Annotated in this window: 19 protein-coding genes; 14 read left to right on the forward strand and 5 right to left on the reverse strand. The window is 51.0% G+C overall.

Annotation, left to right across the window (positions count from 1 at the left end; genetic code table 11):
• Positions 1 to 117: 117 nt before the first annotated feature.
• The 4 genes from JI741_RS23515 (at position 118) to JI741_RS23530 (ending at position 3762) form a co-directional block, all read left to right on the forward strand.
• Positions 118 to 1098: a hypothetical protein gene (locus JI741_RS23515; RefSeq protein WP_202013882.1), complete on the forward strand. Its 981-nt coding sequence runs from the start codon at positions 118 to 120 to the stop codon at positions 1096 to 1098.
• A 48-nt stretch (positions 1099 to 1146) separates the two neighbouring features.
• A complete protein-coding gene (locus tag JI741_RS23520; protein ID WP_202013883.1) occupies positions 1147 to 2004 on the forward strand; it encodes an SUMF1/EgtB/PvdO family nonheme iron enzyme in 858 nt (285 codons plus the stop codon).
• Positions 2005 to 2261: 257 nt separating this feature from the next.
• Complete coding sequence (locus tag JI741_RS23525; RefSeq protein WP_202013884.1) at positions 2262 to 2705, forward strand: DMT family transporter; 444 nt, start codon at positions 2262 to 2264, stop codon at positions 2703 to 2705.
• Positions 2706 to 2898: 193 nt separating this feature from the next.
• The gene (locus JI741_RS23530) at positions 2899 to 3762 is read left to right on the forward strand and encodes a transglutaminase domain-containing protein (protein WP_202013885.1); all 864 of its coding nucleotides are present in this window, start codon (positions 2899 to 2901) and stop codon (positions 3760 to 3762) included.
• Between the two features lie 13 nt (positions 3763 to 3775).
• Here JI741_RS23530 and JI741_RS23535 read toward each other — a convergent pair whose 3' ends face one another.
• Entirely contained in the window at positions 3776 to 4981 is a 1206-nt protein-coding gene (locus tag JI741_RS23535) for a glycosyltransferase family 2 protein (protein WP_202013886.1), read from the reverse strand.
• 196 nt (positions 4982 to 5177) lie between these two features.
• Here JI741_RS23535 and JI741_RS23540 point away from each other — a divergent pair, with 196 nt between their 5' ends.
• Entirely contained in the window at positions 5178 to 6428 is a 1251-nt protein-coding gene (locus tag JI741_RS23540; protein ID WP_202013887.1) for a PD40 domain-containing protein, read from the forward strand.
• Here the strand turns inward: JI741_RS23540 and JI741_RS23545 are convergent.
• Positions 6410 to 7006: an HAD-IB family hydrolase gene (locus JI741_RS23545; protein WP_202013888.1), complete on the reverse strand. Its 597-nt coding sequence runs from the start codon at positions 7004 to 7006 to the stop codon at positions 6410 to 6412. The two genes, JI741_RS23540 and JI741_RS23545, sit on opposite strands and share 19 nt — an antisense overlap.
• A gap of 3 nt (positions 7007 to 7009) precedes the next feature.
• Positions 7010 to 7873, reverse strand: a complete 864-nt coding sequence (locus JI741_RS23550; protein ID WP_202013889.1) for a UbiA prenyltransferase family protein — start codon at positions 7871 to 7873, stop codon at positions 7010 to 7012.
• A 110-nt stretch (positions 7874 to 7983) separates the two neighbouring features.
• Between JI741_RS23550 and JI741_RS23555 the strand changes: the two genes are divergently transcribed.
• The 3 genes from JI741_RS23555 to JI741_RS23565 are packed head-to-tail and all read left to right on the forward strand — an operon-like array spanning position 7984 to position 12529.
• Positions 7984 to 10197, forward strand: coding sequence for an exopolysaccharide transport family protein (locus JI741_RS23555; protein ID WP_202013890.1), 2214 nt, complete (start codon positions 7984 to 7986; stop codon positions 10195 to 10197).
• A gap of 6 nt (positions 10198 to 10203) precedes the next feature.
• The gene (locus tag JI741_RS23560; RefSeq protein ID WP_202013891.1) at positions 10204 to 11586 is read left to right on the forward strand and encodes an MBOAT family O-acyltransferase; all 1383 of its coding nucleotides are present in this window, start codon (positions 10204 to 10206) and stop codon (positions 11584 to 11586) included.
• 4 nt (positions 11587 to 11590) lie between these two features.
• Entirely contained in the window at positions 11591 to 12529 is a 939-nt protein-coding gene (locus tag JI741_RS23565; RefSeq protein ID WP_202013892.1) for an SGNH/GDSL hydrolase family protein, read from the forward strand.
• Here the strand turns inward: JI741_RS23565 and JI741_RS23570 are convergent.
• Both JI741_RS23570 and JI741_RS23575 read right to left on the reverse strand, forming a co-directional pair.
• Positions 12526 to 13290: an FkbM family methyltransferase gene (locus tag JI741_RS23570; RefSeq protein ID WP_202013893.1), complete on the reverse strand. Its 765-nt coding sequence runs from the start codon at positions 13288 to 13290 to the stop codon at positions 12526 to 12528. The two genes, JI741_RS23565 and JI741_RS23570, sit on opposite strands and share 4 nt — an antisense overlap.
• 1 nt (position 13291) lies before the next feature.
• On the reverse strand, positions 13292 to 14029 hold the full coding sequence (locus JI741_RS23575) for a class I SAM-dependent methyltransferase (RefSeq protein ID WP_202013894.1): 738 nt from the start codon (positions 14027 to 14029) through the stop codon (positions 13292 to 13294).
• A 52-nt stretch (positions 14030 to 14081) separates the two neighbouring features.
• On the opposite strand from JI741_RS23575, the gene JI741_RS23580 reads away from it, so the two are divergent.
• From JI741_RS23580 to JI741_RS23605, 6 genes are all read left to right on the forward strand, one after another.
• Positions 14082 to 15410, forward strand: a complete 1329-nt coding sequence (locus JI741_RS23580; protein ID WP_202013895.1) for a flippase — start codon at positions 14082 to 14084, stop codon at positions 15408 to 15410.
• A 1-nt stretch (position 15411) separates the two neighbouring features.
• Positions 15412 to 16623, forward strand: a complete 1212-nt coding sequence (locus JI741_RS23585; protein ID WP_202013896.1) for a glycosyltransferase — start codon at positions 15412 to 15414, stop codon at positions 16621 to 16623.
• 40 nt (positions 16624 to 16663) lie between these two features.
• Complete coding sequence (locus tag JI741_RS23590; RefSeq protein ID WP_202013897.1) at positions 16664 to 17527, forward strand: beta-1,6-N-acetylglucosaminyltransferase; 864 nt, start codon at positions 16664 to 16666, stop codon at positions 17525 to 17527.
• A 75-nt stretch (positions 17528 to 17602) separates the two neighbouring features.
• On the forward strand, positions 17603 to 19501 hold the full coding sequence (gene asnB / locus JI741_RS23595; RefSeq protein ID WP_202013898.1) for an asparagine synthase (glutamine-hydrolyzing): 1899 nt from the start codon (positions 17603 to 17605) through the stop codon (positions 19499 to 19501).
• Between the two features lie 35 nt (positions 19502 to 19536).
• Entirely contained in the window at positions 19537 to 20661 is a 1125-nt protein-coding gene (locus JI741_RS23600) for a glycosyltransferase family 4 protein (protein WP_202013899.1), read from the forward strand.
• Between the two features lie 80 nt (positions 20662 to 20741).
• Positions 20742 to 21455, forward strand: coding sequence for a TolC family protein (locus tag JI741_RS23605; RefSeq protein WP_202013900.1), 714 nt, complete (start codon positions 20742 to 20744; stop codon positions 21453 to 21455).
• Positions 21456 to 21508 lie beyond the last annotated feature (53 nt).

Here is a 21508-nt window from a genome sequence, read left to right on the forward strand (position 1 = left end):
ACTTACGAATTTTCTAATATGGCTTCCGGATGCACCGGTCTTTGTGAAAGACTTGGTGGAATTTTACAGAGACACAGGTGCATCCCGCGGCCGCCAATTTTTAAAAATTACCCTTTTATGAAATCAATACTTTCCATACTGCTTGTCTATTTTGTGTTGCTTCCCGCGTCCGCATCGTTTGGTCAAACACCGCCGTCGGGAAAGGTTGTGATAACGGGTGTGCGCTTTGCCTACCCGTTGGTTGAAAAATGGATACAGGACTATAAAGCTGCGAACCCGGATGTGCAGCTTCAGATAGAGCCGCGTACGGTGACTGATCCGTCGCAATACGATCTGCTGATCGAAGCCTATGAGCCGGACGACAAACAGAAAGAAAGCCGCGAGTATCTCTACCTCGCCCGCTATGCACTGCTGCCCGTAGCCAACAGCAAGTCGGCGTTTGCCCGCACCTATGCCGACAAGGGTTTGACAAAGGAGCGCATCAAACAAATTTACTTCAACGATCTCACGGCCGGCAAAAAGGGCGACGATGTCATTGATGCTTCAACCTATACATTGTATACACGTTTGCAAAAGGCCGGTGCTCCCATCACCTTTGCGCATTACTTTGGCTATCAGCAAGCCAACATCAAGGGCAAGGCCATTGCCGGTGCAGACGAACACCTGATCAAGTCGTTGCTGAGAGATTCAACAGGGGTGTCCTATAGCGTTCCCGGGTTGATCTATGATGTGACCACCCGCCAGCCGCTGGCAGGTCTCGTCATCCTTCCCGTTGACGCAGACGACAACGGACGCGTGGCGGCCAGTGAAAAGTTTTATGGCAACCTCGACGAGGTGATTTCGAAGATCGAAGCGGAGACACCAAAGAACATTCCCACAGAACACCTGCACCTGTCTATCGACAAGAACAGCACCAATGCCGAGGCATTGAAATTTTTGAAATGGGTTGCTCAGAATAGTCAGGAAGGTTTGCATAGCTTTGGGTTTCTGAAGCCGGATTCGAAACGTTTCCAGCAAAGCCAGGAGAAGGTTTCCGCTGCAGATGCCGAAGCCCTGAAGGCCCGCAAGGCAAATGGTGGAGCGGCTTCAAAAAACTGATTTACGAATATCGTCCAAATCATCCGTGCTGACAGTAGCACGAAGCTTATGAGACACTTTCTGAAAACGACTTTTGGCCTGCTGGCTCTACTATCCGTTTCATTTTTGTTTTACGCCTTTGCGCGTCCGGAGTTTGCCGAGATGGCCACGGTGAAAGGAGGAACACTCTACACCACCGACCCGATCACGCATGCGGCCAAGCAAGTGGCGATCAAACCTTTTTTGCTGGATAAAAACCTGGTGACGGTGGGCGAGTTCGAAGCTTTTGTGAAGGCCACACACTACGTGACCGAAGCGGAAAAATTTGGAAACGGCGGCGTGTTTGATGCCGCCGCACAGGGATGGACACTAGTTGACGGAGCCAACTTTCGCTATCCCTTTGGCCGGTCCAAACCCAAAGCGCCCGACACACATCCGGTAACACAAGTGTCGTGGAACGATGCTGTGGCTTATGCAACCTGGAAAGGCAAGCGATTGCCCACGCAATGGGAATGGGAGCATGCTGCCAAAAATGGCGAGGCATCGTCCAAACAATATACCTGGGGACAGGACCTTGTGGTGGACGGAAAGTATAAGGCCAACACGTGGCAAGGAAGTTTCCCCAGTCACAATACTGTAGAGGACGGCTATGCCACAACGTCGCCGGTAGGCGTCTTCGGTCCCAACAAGATCGGCCTCACCGACATGGGGGGAAACGTTTGGCAGTGGTGCTCCGACACCATCCAGCCCGTTGGCCGCGAAGCGGAGATGGACCCCGGCATGCGTCGCGTGACCCGTGGCGGTTCTTTTCTCTGCGACCCCATGGTGTGCCACGGCTTTCAGGTAACGGGCCGTTCGTCGTCCACACCGGAGTCGTCGATGGTGCACATTGGTTTCCGGTGTGCGAAATCGATTGGTGAGAAATAACAGTCGGCGATTCGATCGCTGAACGTTCATAACATTCATTCAAGACCTCCATTGTTTGCCCAAGGCTCGCGATGGAGGTTTTTTCTTTGTCGTCCATCCCAAGCCTGCACCTTCTTTAATTACAACGCCCTGGCCGTCAGTGCCCAAGTTTTTGAGGATTTTTTTAGTTTCTTTTGGTCTGTGATCCGTTCACTACTCCGGACCAAATTTGTATCCTATCGCGCGGGCAGCTGTGCGACCATAATTTCACAAACACTATGAACAGACCTCTTTGGATTTTGATTGCCCTGTTGTGCGGCGCTGTGTTGCCCATTCAGGCCGGCTTGAATGCGCGTTTGGGGAAGGCCTTCGAGAACCCGTTATATGCTTCGCTTACGTCTTTTTTGGTGGGCTCTGTGGCGCTGATCGTGTATGTGCTGGTTTCGGGCCAACCCGTTTCGTTTGCCGGTGCCAGAAGTGTTCCGGCAGTGACGTGGATCGGAGGCGTGCTGGGTGCGTTTTATGTCACCGCTATGGTACTGGCTTTCCCGCGTCTTGGACCCGCGCTCACCTTTGGCCTGGTGGTGGCGGGGCAGATGGCCATTTCGCTGGTGCTCGATCATTTTAACATTCTGGTGGCGCAGCCTCACCCCATCAACCCCTGGAGAATTGTGGGCGTTGCGTTTGTGGTGATTGGTGTTATTATCATCCGGAAATTCTGAGCAGGTCCGGAGCGGGTTAAAGGTCATTTCGATAGCGATTGATTTTTTTTTGTATCTATCGGGCATGAAACAAATGTTGTTTGGAATGCTGCTATTCTCCGTGCAGCACGTCTGTGGTCAGGGCCAGATCAGCAAAACAATTTCCGATAAATTTGCTGCCGCTAATTTGGCGGCCGTGCCCACGGTGCAGGCGTTGGCGAAAGAAATTGCCTTGCTAACCCCCAACAAAAAAGAGCAGATCGAAATGCTTTTGCTTTGGTCGTTCGAGTATATGAAACCCGATGCGGCGAGATTCTTTAATGGTGGCGAGCCGCTGTCAACGAGTGTTGCCTTCACGCAACGCCTTGGCCTTTGCGATGAACTGTCTTCTATTGTTTCTGACTTTTGCAAAACACTGAGTATTCCTTGTATGAAGGTGACGGGCTATGTCAAGTACACCAACTTTAAGGCAGGGGATAAGTTTTATGAGACCAACCATGCCTGGAATGTCATTCGCATCGATGATCAGTGGAAATCGTTTGACCTGTTCTGGTCTATCTGTGAATTGAAAGAGAACGCGTCTAAGGGGCATCAGTTTAAAAAGAGACTGACCACCGATTATTTGTTTCCGGCTAAGGCATCTTTTTTACAAGATCATTTACCCGCCGATCCCGTTTTTCAGTTTCAGAACTATCCGATAAGCATAACGGCCTTCACCGGGAAAGTAACGGGTATCGATTCTACAGTTGCCCACCTGCCTTTTCTTCACTACAAGGATTCGTTGCAGGCCATGGCCCGTCTTACGCCACAAACCCTGAATCTGCGCACGGCAAAACATGAATATGCCTTCAATCCCAGCAATCCCAATAGTCTGATCACCGAATACTTCAATAGTGCTGTTGACATTGTGAACAGCGCCCAATCAAAAAAAGCAGATTTGCAACTGGCAGGCGACTATTTTCGCGCAGCCCTTTCGCTTTTAGAAAAGTCAAAAAATCCCGACATCAAGGCGTTGAAAGAAAATTGCAAACAGGGGCTGGACTACGTTTCGCTACGAATGGCTAGAGCACGATCATAAAAAGAGCAGACTGCTACGGGTTTGCGGGTTGTTCCTGTTCGGTCGTGGAGGCGCGCTTTGCCTTTTCCCAAAGCACGGTTTGGCTTCCTTTTAAAAATCGCGAGAGTCCTGCAAACACGGCGAGGTTCATCACGGTGAAATAGTATGGAACAAAGAAACCTTTGATGGAAATGTTTTTGTCGCGATTCAGATAACCCAGGAAGGCCATGCCATAAAAAAACACCTGCAGTCCTAAGGCAAGTTGATAGACGCGATAGCCTTGTGCCGACAGCCACACACTGCTGAGCAGAACAAACACCAGCGAAAGCGGCGCGAGTGTCCAGCGCAGCACGCGATGTGAAACGTATTGAAAGCTGAGGATGCCATAACGAAACGGATTCAGCAAATAGAGCAACATGCCCATGGCCTGAAAGGCGCCGGAGCATATACGCACTTTGCGTTTCCATTCTTCCGCCACCGACGCCGACGCAGTTTCCACAGCATAGGCATCGGGCTCGTAGCGAAAACGATAGCCGCGTGCTGCGATGCGCATAGACATGTAGAAGTCTTCGATCACCATGTTTTGGGGTGGTATTTCGTAAAGCTCGGTGCGCACAGAGAAGAGCTCGCCGGCGGCGCCTACTATCGAGTGAAGTTCGGAGTCCTTCTTTTTCAGGAACGATTCATATTTCCAATACAGTCCTTCGCCCGCTCCGGAGGCATTGTCTTCCGCTTTCTTGAAGATCCGTTTTTCGCCGGCCACACCGCCCACCTCGGGCTGTTGGTAGTGCCGCACAATAAGGCGAATGGCCTGGTCGTTCAGGTCGGTGTTGGCGTCGCAGAAAATAACGATGGGGGTGGTCACCAATTTCATGACCCGGTTCACGGCGTGAATTTTGCCCCGTCGTTCCGGCTCGTGGTATGCCTCGATGACGGGATAGCGCTGCAGAATTTCACCGCTGTTGTCGTTTGAACCGTCTGTCACAAACTTTATAAAGAGTTTGTCTTTGGGATAATCCAGGCTTAACGTATTCCGTATTTTGCTTTCGAGGTAGGGGGCTTCGTTGTAGGCGGCAATGAGCAGGGTCACGTTAGGCAGGTCCTGGTCGGTCTGTGGCTGGATTGGGGTGGCCTTTGGGCGGAGTTTCACCAGCAGATAGACCACGATGCCATAGCCGACATACGTATACAACACAATGGCGCTGCCCAGCCAGAAGAGGAAGATCGAGAGAGTATCCATGACGCGGGTTTTGGGGACTTAAGTCTACACCTTTGCAATTTAAGCAGGAAGTGGAATAGTTAAGATATTTATTAATTTTGTCAATTGCCTTCATGAAAAGCGCTGGTGTTCATGGCTTTTCTCAGGGATCGTCGAGGGAGCTTCCACAACACTCCGGCGAATGTGTGAACACGACGAAGGCCAACATCACCTTATTATGAATTGGAGCGGAGATACGATGCGTTTAGCTTTTATACTGACGGTTTTGCTGTTCCCCGGGGTTGCCCTAGGGCAGGAGTTGGATTTTAGTGTCCCGGTGAAACTGCCGGCCACCGTGAACAGCAACAACAACGAGGCCATGCCGCTCATTTCGGACGATGGCAACACACTGTATTTTATACGCACCGGCACCGAAGAAAACAAGGGCGGAAAGTTTGCCGGCTCCGACATCTGGGTGAGCCACTTCAATACCACCACCAACACGTGGGGCAAAGCCGTGAACACCGAATTGCCCAACGACAAAGGCAACAACGCCGTGATTGGCGTGAACTCGAAGCGCAGGGTGGTCTACACGCTCAACACAACATCGTCGAAACCCTCGAAGGGTTTTTATTTTATGCAGCGCACGGAAGCCGGCTGGGGCAAACCCGAACTGGTGCCCTTCAAGGGACTGAGCTCCGCAGGATTTCTGGGAGTTTATGTGTCGCCCGATTTTGACGTTGTTTTTATTTCGATGAAAGCGCCAGACTCGCGTGGAGAGGAGGATCTTTACATCAGCCTGAAAGGCACCGACGATCAGTGGTCGACGCCACTCAACCTGGGCCCTACCATCAACACAACAGGTTTCGAAATTTCACCTTTTCTTTCGGCCGATAAAACCCGGCTGTATTTCTCGAGCAACGGCCATCCCGGCTCGGGCAACGGCGACATCTTTTATAGCGATCGTCTTTATAATTCATGGGAGACATGGTCCGTTCCCAAGAACCTTGGCCCCGAGTTGAACTCACCACAGTTCGATGCCTACTTCTCGTTGCAAAAAGATTCGTCGGTATACTTCGTGAGCAACCGCGGTGGAAAATCAGACGACATCTATACGGCCAAAGCCAAGCCCCGCCCATCAGCAGCGGCCACGGTCTACCTCACCGAAAAAGAAGTGGAAGACCTCTTTGGTTTCAAGGTGATTCGTAAAATGGAATTTACCCCCGACGTCACCACGCTCACATCGTCGCAGCGCGAGCTCATCTGGTTTCTCGCCAACAAACTTCTGGGCAAGCGCGACATTCGTGTGCAGGTGCAATACTTTGACAAGGAAGACGAGCAAACCACAAAGCGGCTGAGCGAGGTGATCAATCAACTGGTTTTGGCAGGGATCGAAGGATCGCGCATCGACAAGTTTAGCAAAGGCGGCAAGGGGGGAGGCAAAGACCAGGTTGAACTGGTGCTGATGCGTCAGTCGATAAACCGGTAGTGCGCATCCTGGGCCAGCGCCAGCATCTCGCGGTCGCCGCGCGAGTCGCCATAGGCAATCACCCGGTCGTAATCTTCCAGCTTGTAAACCTCTTTGATGCGGCGCGCTTTCTCGGGGCCAAAGCAGTTTTTTCCTTCTATTTTTCCGGTGATGAGATTGTTGGTTGACGCAAGCCGCGTGGCCAGGCAACGGATCTGCCATTGCTCGCACCAGGGGCCAACCCAATCCTCAGGCGAGGCCGACACCACTGCGATATCATATTGTTTTTCTTTATAGTCGCGCAGCAACGCCACACCGTGGTCGCGCAGGAGTGTGGGCACAACCGTGGTGGCAAATGCAATCCCCTTTGCTTTCAATTTTGATACGGGCACCTTGCCAAAGAAATAGGTCATCACGATTTCCTTGGCCTTGTCGTTGGGAATTAATTTCGCCAGGTAAAGCGCCATCACGGGACTGAGCAACACAAACCCGAGCACAAATTTGAAGGTGCCATGATAGAAACGGATAAAGGCGAACAGCGTATCCGATTTGGTGAGCGTGCCGTCGAAATCAAACAACACCAGATGTTTTGATGCCATGCCTCAGATATAAATGATGAGGTAGAAGCTGACAATCCACAGCAACAGGGTGACAATGATGAACTTGTCTTTCAGCAGGATGGTGGTGGGCGATCCGCTGTTCTGCGACACAAACGTGATTTGCAGATAACGCATCACGCCGGCAATCACAAAGATGGTGGTGCCAAAGAGCCATTGTGTGTTCAGACGCTGCGTCACCTCGGGCGACACGGTATACATAATGTAAGCAACGATGATGATACCGGCAAAGATGGCGAGACAGGCGTTGATGAACTCTACGTTATAATTTCGTGACGATTTCCGCACAAACTCTCCTTCTTTTCCCAGCACAAGGTCGTCGCGGCGTTTGGCGAGCGCCAGCAGCAGTGACAACAGCATCACCATGATGGCCAGCCAATGCGACACATACACATCAGACAGCACGCTGCCCGAATAGATCCGGAACAGAAACCCCGAAGCCACAATAAAAATGTCGACGATGGATAAATTTTTTAACCCAAAGGTGTAGGCTACGTTCATACACCCGTATATGCTGAGCAGAATGAGAAAGTTACGGTTGAGTGTGAAGGCGATGAGCAGGGCACTGGCGATGAGCACGGCCATGATCCCAAAACTCACGTAGACGTTCGCCTCACCCGAAGCCAGCGGCCGGAAACGTTTTTTGGGGTGCAAACGGTCTACTTCACGGTCCCGGAAGTCATTGAGGATGTAGATGGCGCTGGCCATGAAGCTGAACGCAAAGAATCCCTGGATTAGGTTGGGGTACAGGTCCCAATCAAAGGCCTGACCCGCGAAAAAGATCGGAACGAAGATGAACGTGTTCTTAGCCCATTGGTGAACCCGAATGAGTTTGATGTAAGCCAGCATAGACGGTTTTTCGTAAATATAAAGGGTTGAAACAATCCTGCTGTATAACTGCCGAATATTTTTGAAGGCTACGATTTTTTAATGAACTTTGATACCTTATGCCCTAGTGTATGGATTTACAAACCCTGTTTCGTGTTCTCTGGAAAAAACGTTGGATACTGATTGTCATTCCGATGATCTCGGTGGGAGGGGCCTTCCTCATCCGCATGCTGGGCGAATGGAAGTATAGGTCGTCGGCTCAAATGGCCACCGGCATCACCATCACCGACGAGTTGATCGACAATGGCAAGTATTTCAACCCCTACGAAATGCAGATCACGTTCACCAACCTGATCGAGCAAATCAAGTCGCGGGTAGTTCTCACGCAGGTATCCTACAGGTTGCTGCTGCGCGATTTAGACGGAAAAGAAATGCCCTTCCGAAAACCGTCCGAAACAAAGCTCGAAGAGCTGGCCAACATCAACATCAACAGCTATAAGGCTGATTTCGAAAAGATACTCACTGAAAAACTGGAGAGTCAATCGCTGCTCGACCTCACCGACCCTAAACAAAAGCTCATCAAAAAAGTGATGGATGTTTATGGCTATAATTATGAATCCCTCAATGAAGAGCTCGCCATCAACCGCATCAACATCTCGGATTATATAGAGATCAGCTACACCTCCGAAAGTCCTTACCTGTCGGCCTATGTGGTGAACACACTTTGCACGGAGTTTATCCGCTACTACACCAATATCAAACTGAGCCGGTCCAACGTGTCGCTGGAGTCGTTGCAATCCATTGTGGAGCAACGGAAGCAATACCTGGCGGAGAAGACCGAGGGCTTGAAAAACTTTCAGGCCAACCATGAAATGATCAACTCCGAAGCCCAGGGCGCCAGCAAAATCCGCCAGATCCAGGACTACGAAGATCAGATTGCCGACGAGCAAAAGAAGATTCGCGGTGCCGAGCTTTCACTCGCCAACATGGAGATGAAAATTGAACAGGCCAGCAGCAGCACAGGCAACAAGCCCAACGCGCGGATTGTTGATCTCAAGAAAAAAATAAACGTATTCAACGAACGCTACATCGCTGGCGGGCAGACCGACCAAATCCTGCTCGATAGTATCACCCTTTTCCGCAATCAGCTGCAGGGTCTCCTCAACGCCGCCGTAGAAGTTCCCAAACTTTCGCCGGTAGAGTTTAATGCTCTGAAAGACAAGCGCGACCAAACGAAAATCGATCTTGAAATTTCAAGAGAGAACCTGGTGTCGCTCAACAATATATTGAACTCCATCCGCTATAGCGTGGGCAACTTTGCCAGCCGCGAAGCTGTGAACCAGGCTATGGGCAAGGAAGTGGAAGTGGCCCGTGAAGAATACCTCGCCGCACAGGCCCGCTACAACGAAGCCCGCGAGAAGTTGGTCACCAACAAAATGCCCCTCAAACAAGTAGTGGTTGGAGAGGTGGCCGAAAAGCCCGAGTCACGCAAAACCATCGTGTTCATGGTCTTCACCGGCGTGCTCAGCTTTGGACTGTGCGCCTTCGTGATCATCCTGCTGGAAATGCTCGACACCCGCATTAAAACACCACAACGATTCAAAAATCTGGCAAAACTTCCCCTGGCCGGCGCCCTCGAACAATTGCCGAAATCGGTTGGACAACCTACGTGGAATTTCTTCAATGCCAGCAATGAATCGACCGAACTGAACCGCCTCAATCACGACCTGCGGAAGATTCGCTATGAAATTGAAAACAAAAAAGGCCAGGTGGTGCTCGTCACCAGCACCAAGAAGGGGCAGGGCAAATCGTTTGCCATCATGTCGCTGGCCTATTCGCTGGGGTTGATCCACAAGCGCACGCTCATCATCGACACCAACATGCGCAACAACAGCCTCACCGTTATGCTCACGGCACGTTTCAGCCTCAAGCAATTAATGGAGTTCTATAACAAGAACACGAAGTTGATCGGCACATCCAAAAGCACCGATCCCAAAGACACCGAAACCAACCTCATCACACCCACCACCAACCCCATGGTCGACATCATTGGCAACAAGATGAGTCAGCTGTCGCCTTCGGAAATCATTCCCGGTGGCGACTTCAAAGTGCTGATCGAGTGGTTGAAAGCGCAATACGACTATATCATTCTGGAAGGCGCCGGTCTCAACGAATTCTCGGATTCGCGCGAGCTGGTAAAATTTGTAGACCTGGTCATTCCCGTATTCTCCGCCGACTCGTCCATCACCGAGGAAGACAAGGAGTCGCTAAACTTTTTGAAATCGCTTCAGAATAAACTCGGACCAGCCATCTTGAACAACGTTCCGAAGGAGGAGAAAAGTTAGCGGTCTATGCTCTTCAGTTCGCCCGAATTCATTTTTGCATTTCTACCGGTAACCCTGGTTGTTTACTTCCTGCTGGCGTCCAACCGGCAGATCGCGAACTCCCGGCTCTGGCTCCTGGTGGCCTCGCTGTTTTTCTACGGCTGGTGGAATTACAACAATCTTATTCTCATCGGGTTGTCGATGATCTTCAATTTCTCGTTTGGCAACCTCATCATCAAACACCGGAAGAAGTGGCTGCTCACGCTGGGTGTTTCGGTGAACCTTGTCGTACTGTTTTACTATAAATACGCCAACTTCTTCCTTACCAACTTCAACACGCTATTCGAAGGACACTATAGCCTGCTCAACGTGATCTTGCCGCTGGGGGTGAGCTTCTTCACGTTCACACAAATTGCCTACCTGGTCGACAGCTATCAGGGCAAAGTTGGGAACTATAAGTTTTCGAACTACTGCCTGTTCGTGACCTTCTTTCCCCACCTGATTGCCGGGCCCATCGTGCACCACACACAGCTGATGCCGCAGTTTGAGGACCAGAAGAATGCAAACCTGAATTCGTGGAATTTTGCCCGTGGGATGTTTATTTTTAACCTGGGTTTAGCTAAGAAAATCATCATTGCCGACACGCTTTCCACCATTGTGTCGAAGGGATATGCCGACACGGCGCTGCTCACCACGTTGCAAGCCTGGGTCACGTCGCTGGCCTATTCGGTGCAGCTCTATTTTGACTTCAGCGGCTATTCAGACATGGCCATTGGTTTAGGATTGTTGTTTAATATAGACTTCCCGCTCAACTTCAATTCGCCCTACCGCGCCAAGAACATTCAGGACTTCTGGCGTCGCTGGCACATCACGTTGAGTCAATTTTTGAGAGATTACATTTATGTGCCACTGGGGGGAAATCGTTCGGGCGAGTGGGCCACGGCACGCAACCTCATGATCACCTTCATCCTGGGCGGTATCTGGCACGGGGCGGGGTGGACGTATATATTCTGGGGATTTTTGCATGGCGCGGCGCTGGTCATTCACCGGCAGTTCACCAAGCTCAAGATTGCGATTCCCGATTGGCTTGGGGTGGCTGTTACGTTCTTTTACGTGAACATCACCTGGGTTTTCTTTCGAGCGCCTTCTTGGACAGCGGCAACCGATTTGCTGCGCGCCATGTTTGGCGTGGGCGCGAAAATGTCGGAGGTATCGCTGGTGAGCGATTACTATTCGGCACCCATCTGGGTGGCAGCGGCCATTCTGTTGTTCACCAAAAACACAAACGAGCTGGGGGCAGAATTCAAACCCGATACCCGTCGTCTCGTGACGCTGGTGCTCGTGATCCTGATAAATTTACTGTTCCTGAATTCGGCGACGAACCAGGAGTTTTTATACTTTGATTTTTAACGCTATGTCGGCCAAGAAATTTTTGATTCGATGTGCACTCGTAGTCATTTTGCTCACCGCGGTGCTGGTGGCCATCAATGCCTATGTGGATCTCTATGGGCTTTTTCGCCCGGCAGGAGAACGCCATCTGTCGATCTATAGCGACGAGCGCACCAGCAAATATCTGCTGGCACACCGTTATGTGCCGGAGAATTTTCAAGGCTACATCCTTGGTCCGTCTTTATCGGCCAACCTGAACCCAAAGCTCATCACCGAATACAAAATCTACAACCTCAGCATGATGGGCGCCAACATCACCGAACAAAAAGCGGTGGTCGACAAAGCCCTGGAGCGCAAAGCCCCCGAGTTTGTGATCGTGTGCCTGCACCCATACCTCACCCAGGATCATGGCATGAAAACAGGCATGATCAACCCCAAGGAATATTATGGCGCGCTCGGCTCCATGAGTCTTTACAAAACGTATGCGATCAAGTTTATCCGCGAGCACAACCTGATGACGCGCAAGTATCCGTCAAACCAATACAACGACTACGGCTATAATTTCTACGACAAGATTTTGCAGGTGATGCCGGTGGAGGAGAAGATTCAGGAACAGTTGAAACGTCCGGATGCTATCAAAACCGCTATCGATTCGGTGGCGCTTCAGGAGTTCACCACCTTGATGAACACCTTTCGTGAAAAGAATGTGAAGGTGATCGGCTATTTCCATCCATTACCCTTCCCGTTGTACGACAAGTTCAGGGCGCCGCTCACGGCCTATCAGCAAACGATGCGTGATGTTCTGGGGAATGATGTGCGCGTTGTGGATTTCAACACGCCCGACTATGAATTTTTCACAAAGGATTTGAGCAACTATATTGATCATGGGCACCTGAGTGAGAAAGGTCAGCAATACTTGTTGCGTGAAATTCTCACCCAGGCCGCCATGGTGCCCGCCCGTTAGGCGCGCACGCAGATCAGGTTTTCGCCCGACACCAGCAGGGCAAAGTTTTCTTCTTTGATTGATTCGAAAAATACGCGGGAGCAACCGGGTTTCATCCGGTCGTGAAGCTCCACCACAATGGTCTTGGTTTTGGGAAGCCATTTTTCGGCACCCGATTCAAACACTTCCTTCTCGGCACCTTCGATATCGATTTTCAACAAGTCGATGGTCTTCAGGTTGTATTGCTCCATCAGATCCGACACCGACAAGGCTTGCACGGCGCCATCTTTTTTGCTTGTGTTTTCTTCCACCATAAATCCCCAATCGCCATAGCCGGGATTGTTGATGATCAGCTCTTCCTTCTTGTTCCAGAGGGCGGCTTGCAGGGGGATGATGTTTTTATAGGATGCGGTATTTTTTTTCAGCTGCTGAAAGTTTCCGGTCTCCGGCTCAATGGCAATGATCTTGGCGTTGGGATAGCGATTGGCAAAATAGACAGAAGCCAAACCGATGTTTGCCCCTGCGTCTATGATCACTCCTAAGTCAGAAGGAATGGCCATGCCGAAATCTTTATCGAGATCATATTCCTTTAAGAGGAACACCTGTTTAAATACCAGCTGATCAGAGTTGCCGGCGCGCAGGGAAATGGGATAGCGCGCATCGGCCACGTTGAGGGTGGCGGTCTTTTTTAGTTTCAGTTTGATGAAAAGCTTTAACCCATTCCACCAGCCGTAGTTCATGATGCATAAACCCAGTTCGTAAAAACGTACTCTATTTCTCATGCTATTTGAACCGGCTTAAGATTCTGGATTTGAAGATGGCCTTGAAGATGTCGGCCGTAGCGCCCATGGCAGCGAGATATTCACCACCGAGGCTTCGCTTGGGAACGATGTGTTCATACATGGTCTGGTCCCAAACCGTTGTGAAGTATTTTTTCAGCTCCGCGTCTGTGGGTTCCACCACATAGTCGATGCGGTCTTTCCATTCATAGTTCACGGTGAAGATTTGCTGCTGTGTGCGTTGCAGAATTTTCCAGCCAAACGAATTGCGCGGCAGGTAGTGGAGGAAGAGGTCGCCGAAGTCGTGCGTGGCAGTCATGCCCAACCGTTGTTTGTCAACGATTACGATCTTCTTATCGATTTCCAGCAGCACCCACCGGTGGGCTCCGCGGGGAATCATGAACTCCCCGATCAGGGAGGGGGCTTCCAGGTATCCGCCTTTGCCCACGCGGCTAAGTTCGTCCATGAACACGGCGGGGTCGTCAACGTGCTCCACCACATGGCAGCAGATCACATAGTCGAACTCGTTGTCCTTAAACGGCAGGGTTTCGCCGTCGGCCTGAACAAAGCGTTGCTTCTTTAAGACTTTGATGTCACCGGCACGATGATAGTTATCATCCACATATTTGTCGGTTACTACGTTTGCACGCGGATGCGGATTGTGACCGCTGCCCACATCAAGCACACTGGCCTGACTGGGAATTTTAAGCTTTAGTCGAGAGGTAGGGTTGCTTACTTTCATATGTTTTATCAACTTACGAAGATTCAAAGATAAGGTTAATTATAACAACTTCATGACCGAAAAAAATTATTGGGTGCGCGCCAGCACTTACGTTACCCTTCAGCGCCTGGCAATTTTTGTGTTTGGCTTCGGTAGTTACTTCTTCATGGTTCGCTACTTCTCCAAAGACACATTCGGTGTTTGGACGTTGTTTGTCGTGATCACCTCAGTGGTGGAGATGTCGCGGTCGGCCTTCATCCAAAACGCGTTTGTAAAATTTTACAGTCAGCCCAATATCGACAGGTTTTCGCTGACTACCGCGAGTATTACGCTTAATTTTATTTCGACCGTTGTTTTTATTGCCCTGATGTTAGTGCTCATCCCAGTCCTCACCATATTCTGGCATACGACAGAAATCTCGGGCCTCATCTTTTGGTATTGTGCCACATCGCTTATTCTGGTTCCTCTCACGCAGCTAAACTACCTGGAACAGGCCAACCAAAGTTTCCGTGGTGTGTTTTGGAGCGCCGTTGTGCGCCAGGGTTTTTTCTTTAGCGTGGTGGCCATCTGCTTTCTGTGGGTGCCCAACCTGTCGCTCAACTTCTTTGCGGCTATGCAGAGCGTTGGGGCCCTGGCCGGCCTCACCTGCGCATGGATTTTATCAAAACAATTCGCTCCCCGGAAACTGGTGACCGACCGTGCCATGGTGCGCAACCTGTTCAAATTTGGCAAATACATTCTGGGCACCGGCGTGGCATCTACCATTGGTAAAAACGCCGACCAGATTCTGTTGGGATCCATCAGCCACAGCTCGGTGGCGCTCTACAACGCGGCCGTGCGCGTCATGAATTTTGTGGAGATTCCCACGTTGTCGATCTCCAACATTGTGTATCCCAAAATTGCCGAACGGGCTAACCTGGAGGGGAGTGCTTCTGCAGGGAGACTCTATGAAAAGTCGGTGGCCACCATTGTGGGCATTATCCTGCCCGTGATTCTGGGGGTGCTTGTGCTGCCCGACATTGTGTTGCTCATCACGGCCGGAAAAAACTACCTGGAAGCCGCGCCAATTTTGCGGATCATGGCAACAGCGTCCATCCTGATCCCGTTCAACGTGCAGGTTGGGTCGGCCTTCGAAGTGATTGGCAAGCCCCACGTCAGCTTCTACATCAACATATCGGCCAATGTCTTTAACCTCGCGCTCAACATCATTCTCATTCCCAGGCTTGGCATTATGGGGGCTGTGTGGTCGATGCTCTTCACCAATGTTTTTATCTTTGTGGTGAGCCAGGTCCTGCTCAAGCGCGAGTTGAGTGTTAGCCTCTTCCGCACCGTGCAGCACCTGTTCGATTTTTACAGAAATGCTCCGCAGCAAATCAAAGGTTTTATATCACGAAAAAAATAGCATGCCCTACAATTTTGTCATCTTCAGTTTGTCGCAGTGGAACATCAACTACGGCGCAAACATTAAAGACCTCAGCTACGAGCTGGCCAAGTCACATCGGGTCTTATATATAGACGTTCCCTTGAAGCGAAAAGATCGCTGGCTGAAGCGGGATCAACCGTTTGTGAAGGAGGTGGAGGAGCGCATCAAAAGCAAAGAGCTGTTGGTGAAAATTCAGGAAAACCTCTGGCACTACATCCCCACGGAAATACTCGAATCGGTGAACCAGGTCAAGTCGCCGTCGTTGTTCAACCTTATCAACGGCGTGAACAACAAACGATTTTCCAAGTCAATTTTGAAGGCCGTGAAGCAAATCGGCTTCGAAGATTTTATTCTGATCAACGACAACGAAGTCTACAACGGCCTCACCATGAAAGAGCTGGTGAAGCCGTCGCTCTATGTATATTACCTGCGCGACAAGCTGGCGGCCATGAAATACTGGAAGCTGCACGTGGGCCGCGTAGAGCCATCGCTTATCAAGTCGGCCGATGTGGTGGTGGCCAATTCCGAATACCTTTCTGACTACGCATCCGAATTCAACCCGCACAGCTACTACGTTGGCCAGGGCTGCGATGTGACGCACTTCCTTACCCGACCACCCCAAGCCAGCATCGACGCCATGCTCAAAGACATTCCCAAGCCCATTGTGGGCTACATGGGTGCGATCAATGCCGAGCGCCTAGACATTCATTTAATAGAAGGCATGGCCACCAAAATGCCCGACCACAGTTTTGTGTTTATCGGCTCCGAAGACCAGGCCTTCAAAGACAGCGCCCTTCACCAACTGAAGAACGTTTATTTCCTGGGCAAGAAAGATTTCTCCGAACTGCCGGCGTTTCTCTATGGTGTTGATGTGACCATCAACCCACAGGCCATGAACGAAATCACCATTGGCAACTATCCCCGAAAAGTGGATGAATACCTGGCAGCAGGGAAGCCCGTGGTGGCCACCAAAACGCACGCCATGAACCCGTTTCGCGAGCACGTTTACCTCGGCGAATCTGTGGACGACTATGTGGCGCTCATTCCCAAGGCCATCGCCGAAAACAGCGAGACAAAGGCCGCAGCACGTCGCGCATTTGCCTTGGAGCATACGTGGAAGAAAAACACAGAGCTCATTCTGGAAGCGATCGAAAAGGTGAAGCCTGAATCTAAAAAACAGGTGCCTGCCTAACTTTACGAAAGAAACCTAACGCTACTAAAAATCAACGTTTGTGCGGATTGCCAACATTGTCGTCGCTCATAAGAATACGAAGCAGGTATTGCGTTTGCTACAGCAATACGATGCACGCCACTTTCACCATTTCGTGCACCTCGACATTCGTTGTCCCTATGCGGGCGAGTTCGATGGGTTGCCTAACGTAACGCTGCTGCCTATCCGGCGCAGATTGGTTTATGCGGGCTATGGTTTTGTGCAGGTCATTCTCGATGCCTTCCGCATAGCGAAAGCGAAAGAGTCCTTTCAGTATTTCAACGTCATGAGCGGACAGGATTATCCCATCAAATCGACGGAAGCCTTCTATCAATTTCTTAAAAACTCCTATGGCACGGAATTCTTCGAGATCTATGACATGCCTTCGTGGCCCCAGGCTTACCATCGCTACGAGCGCTTTCACTTTATAGAGTGGGAGATCAAAGGGCGCTATCGCATCGAGAACATCATCAACCGATTCATTCCCAAACGCAAGTTCTTTCCCGGCCTTGAGCCGTTTGGCCGTTCGGCCTGGTTCACGGCCACCGACCACTTTGTGGACCATGCGCTCAAGTTCATCGATAGCCATCCGCGGTTCATTCGTCATATGAAAACCGTTTGGTCGCCCGATGAATTTATTTTCAATACTATCGCCATGAACTCGTACCTTCGTGAGAAAGTTACGTTCAACAATCTCCGGCACATCGATTGGTCGGAAGGCAACGTGACCCCGAAAATCTTTAAGCGTCACGATCATCAAACGTTGCTGGAAAGTCCCTGCTTCCTGGCGCGCAAGTTTGACGACACCGTGGACGCCGCGATTTTAGACCTGCTGGACGAAAGCAATCTTGCCTATGGCAACGGCCAGAAACAAACGATTGCTTAAGTTTTTCGATGCTTTTGTTTTTGTTTTGCTTTTTAGAATGTCTATTTTTCTTAAACCCTCTAATCTGAAATTACTGTGTGTGGAATAGTTGGCTTCTGTGATTTCAACAAACGTTCTGGCGCTGATGTGCTGAACAAGATGACCCAATCCCTGCATCATCGCGGGCCGGACGACTCCGGAACGTTTCTCGATGAGCAAGCGGGATTCACCCTCGGCTTTGGCCATACCCGTCTCTCCATTCTAGACTTGTCGCCGCTGGGCCATCAGCCGATGCGCGTGGGCAAGATGGTGATCACTTTCAACGGTGAAGTGTATAACTTCATGGAGATACGCGAACGGTTGGAGAAGGAGGGATGCACCTTCAAAAGTCACTCCGATACCGAAGTGATTCTTTACGCCTTTCAACAATGGGGACCTTCATGTCTCCAGTATTTCAGGGGCATGTTTGCCTTCAGTCTCTATGACGAAGAGAAACAAAAACTCTACATCGTGCGCGATCGCGTAGGGGTGAAGCCGTTGTATTTCTACAACCTCGACGGCACGTTGCTGTTCAGCTCCACCCTCAAAGCCTTTCACGTGCACCCCGCGTTCCGCAAGGAAATTGACGTGGCCAGCCTCGGCCTGTTCCTGCAATACAGCTACATCCCCGGCCCGCATTGCATCTTCCAGCATACGCAGAAATTACTGCCCGGCCATTACCTGGAAATTTCGCTCAACACGCGCGACATAAAAATGCACAAGTACTGGGACGTTGTGGACAGCTACAACCAGCCCAAGCTTGACATCGGCGACGACGAAGCCATTCGGGAAACCGAGAAAATATTAACCGAGTCGTTCAACTATCGCATGGTGGCAGATGTGCCCGTGGGGATTTTCCTCAGTGGTGGTTTCGATAGTTCTGCCGTGGCGGCGTTGATTCAGAAAGACAGAACAGACCGTCTGAAAACATTCACCATCGGCTTCGATGTGCCAGGCTTCGATGAAGCACCCGATGCCCGTCGCATTGCCGAACACCTGGGCACCGATCACACCGAATACTACTGCTCGCCCAAAGATGCGCTTGGCATCATCCCAACCCTGCCGGATATCTACGACGAGCCCTTTGCCGACAACTCTTCAGTTCCCTCGGTGCTGGTGTCGCAATTGGCGCGCAAGCAAGTGACGGTGGCCTTGTCGGGCGATGGGGGCGACGAAATTTTTGCGGGCTACAACAAATTCAGCCAGGCCATCAAGTTTGCCAACGGCGGCTTTCCGCAGTGGATGAAAACGTCGCTGGCCAAGACCATGGGCGTGATCAACCCCGAACACATTCCGGTATTGAACCAGCGCTACAATTTTTCCACGCGCTACGAAAAGATGCGCCACATTCTGCAGAGCGGCGATCCGTCGGTGAACATGGACATCATCAGCCAGTATATTCCCCAGCAGGAAGTGAAACGGTTGGTGGCAAAGGATTTTAAAGACTACAAAACATTCTTCCAAATGAAGGAAGAATTTGCAGGCCACAACGATGCGTTGAGCAAGATGCTGGCCATTGATTATAAAACATTTTTGAACGACAACAACCTGGTGAAGATAGACCGCGCCACCATGTCGGTGGGGTTGGAGGGAAGGGAGCCGTTTCTCGATCAGAAAGTGATTGAGTACGTGGCCCGTCTTCCATCGCACCTGAAGATGCGCGACGGCGTGACCAAATACATTCTGAAGCAAATCGTCTACAAACACATTCCGCGCCCGTTGATGGACCGGCCGAAGAAGCCGTTCATTGCGCCGCTCACGGTGTGGTTTATGAACGAGCTGAAAGACTTTTTCCTGAACTACCTCGACGAGAGCCGCATCCGCAAGGAGGGCTTGCTGCAAGCCGCGCCCATCGTGGAAATGCGCAACCAATACCTGTCGGGTAAAAAAGTGAATCATCAGAAATTATGGAATTTGCTGATATTTGAAATGTGGATGGAGAAGTGGATGAAGTGACCGGCAAATCCAGAACCGTTTAAACAAGATCCTTTTTGAAGCGCATAAAAATTATTGAAGCCATCCGCCAGGGCTCCATCGGCGGTGGTGAAAGCCACGTGATCGACGTGGTGAAACACCTGGACAAGGCCCGCTACGAACCGGTGGTGCTCTCGTTCACCGAAGGAGAGATGATCCGCACGCTCAACGACATGGGCGTTAAGACAGTGGTCATACCCACCACCAAGCCCTTCGATTTTCGGATGTGGCCCAAGGTAAAATCCTTTTTCCAACAGGAACAACCCGACGTGGTGCATGCCCACGGCACGCGCGCCATGTCGAACGTGTTCACCTCGGCGCGGGCGTTAAAGATACCCCTCATCTATACCATTCACGGTTGGTCTTTCCACGACAATCAGAAACCTTTGGTGCAGCGCGTGCGCGTGTGGAGCGAAGGGTTCCTGGCGCGAAGGGCCGATGTGAACATATCGGTTTCGCATTCCAACCAGCAGACCGGCAAAGACAAGATAAAGGACTTTGAGTCGGTGGTGGTGAAAAACGGGGTGGACTTTGCCAAGTTCAGCCGGAACACCTCGGCCGAAGATCTGCGCGCGCAGTTGAACATTCCGGCCGGCAATGTGGTGATCGGGTTCATTGCCCGCTTCACCTATCAAAAATCGCCGGTGCTGATGCTGGAGGCGTTTGCGGCCCTTGCCAAGGACCAGCCTAACCTGACCCTGCTCATGGTGGGGGATGGTGAACTGATGCCCGAGGTGAAAGCGTCCATCCAAACCTTGGGCATCGCCGACAAGGTGGTGCTGACGGGCTTCCGCAAAGACGTTCCTGCCTTGCTCCACGTGATCGACATCTTTTGCCTGCCCTCGCTGTGGGAAGGCCTGCCGTTGGGCTTGCTGGAAGCCATGGCCATGCAAAAGGCCGTGGTGGCCACCGCGGTTGACGGATCAAAAGAGATCATTGTGCACGGCGAAAACGGATTGCTGACCACACCGGGCAACCGCGATGAGCTGCAACATGCCCTGGCGCGTGCCGCAGCCGATGAGGGCCTTCGTAAGAAGATGGCGCTGAGCGCTTTTCAGTATGTGACGGCCCACCACAGCGTGCAAACCATGGTGACGCAAATCGAAAACATTTACGACAGCTTTAATGGCAAGACCCGTTGAGCCCGCGCCATCGGTTTTGTCATGCCCGTATTAATTCTCAAATTCGATCCGATTTTTAATCCTCTATATTGATTTCAGACATGAAAAAATTATCTACCCTCGCGCTTGGAGTGTTTGTTCTTTGCCTGCAGGCCGGCGCCCAGCAGATTGACTACAAGAAGATCATCCTTCCGGAAAGTATCTCCAACGTCAGCATCGAGGAGCGCCTGGTGCAACTGGCCTGGAAGAACAACCCCTCGGCCAAAGTGATGCAACACGACGTGGCCGCGGCGCAATATGAAGTGAAGGTGGCCGCCACGCGGTGGACGAGTTTGTTTGGTGCACAAGGCAACTTGAACGAATTCACCATAAAGCAATTCACCAACTCAAGCTCCGGCGCCACCAGCAACACCTTCTATCCGCGTTATAACGTTTACCTCAACCTGCCCTTGTCGGCGTTTTTCGAATTCCCCAACGCCAAAAAAGCGGCCCGCGAGCGCGTGGGCATCAAAGAAGAACAAAACAACATGCTGAAGCTCGACATCCGTGCGCGCGTGCTCAAGGCCTATAAAGACTATCAGAAGTATGATTTCATCGCTAAAATCCGCAACGCTGACCTGGAAGATTTCCGCCAGAACTTTAATACCGTAGAGAAAAATTTCAAGGAAGGTTCGGCCAGTCTGGAGGACTATGCCACGGCACAGCGCCTGTTGCGCGATTTGCAAATTCAGGATGCGATGGCTAAAAACGACTTCGATAAAGCAAAGATCGACCTCGAACAACTCATTGGGGTGAAGATGGAGGAAGTACTATAATTCAGTTTTTTGGCTTTAAAAAGTAACCAGCAAAGTCAAAATATATTTTCAAA

This window comes from Chryseolinea lacunae (genome assembly GCF_016735595.1).
In the GTDB taxonomy this organism is placed as follows: Bacteria; Bacteroidota; Bacteroidia; order Cytophagales; family Cyclobacteriaceae; genus Chryseolinea; species Chryseolinea lacunae.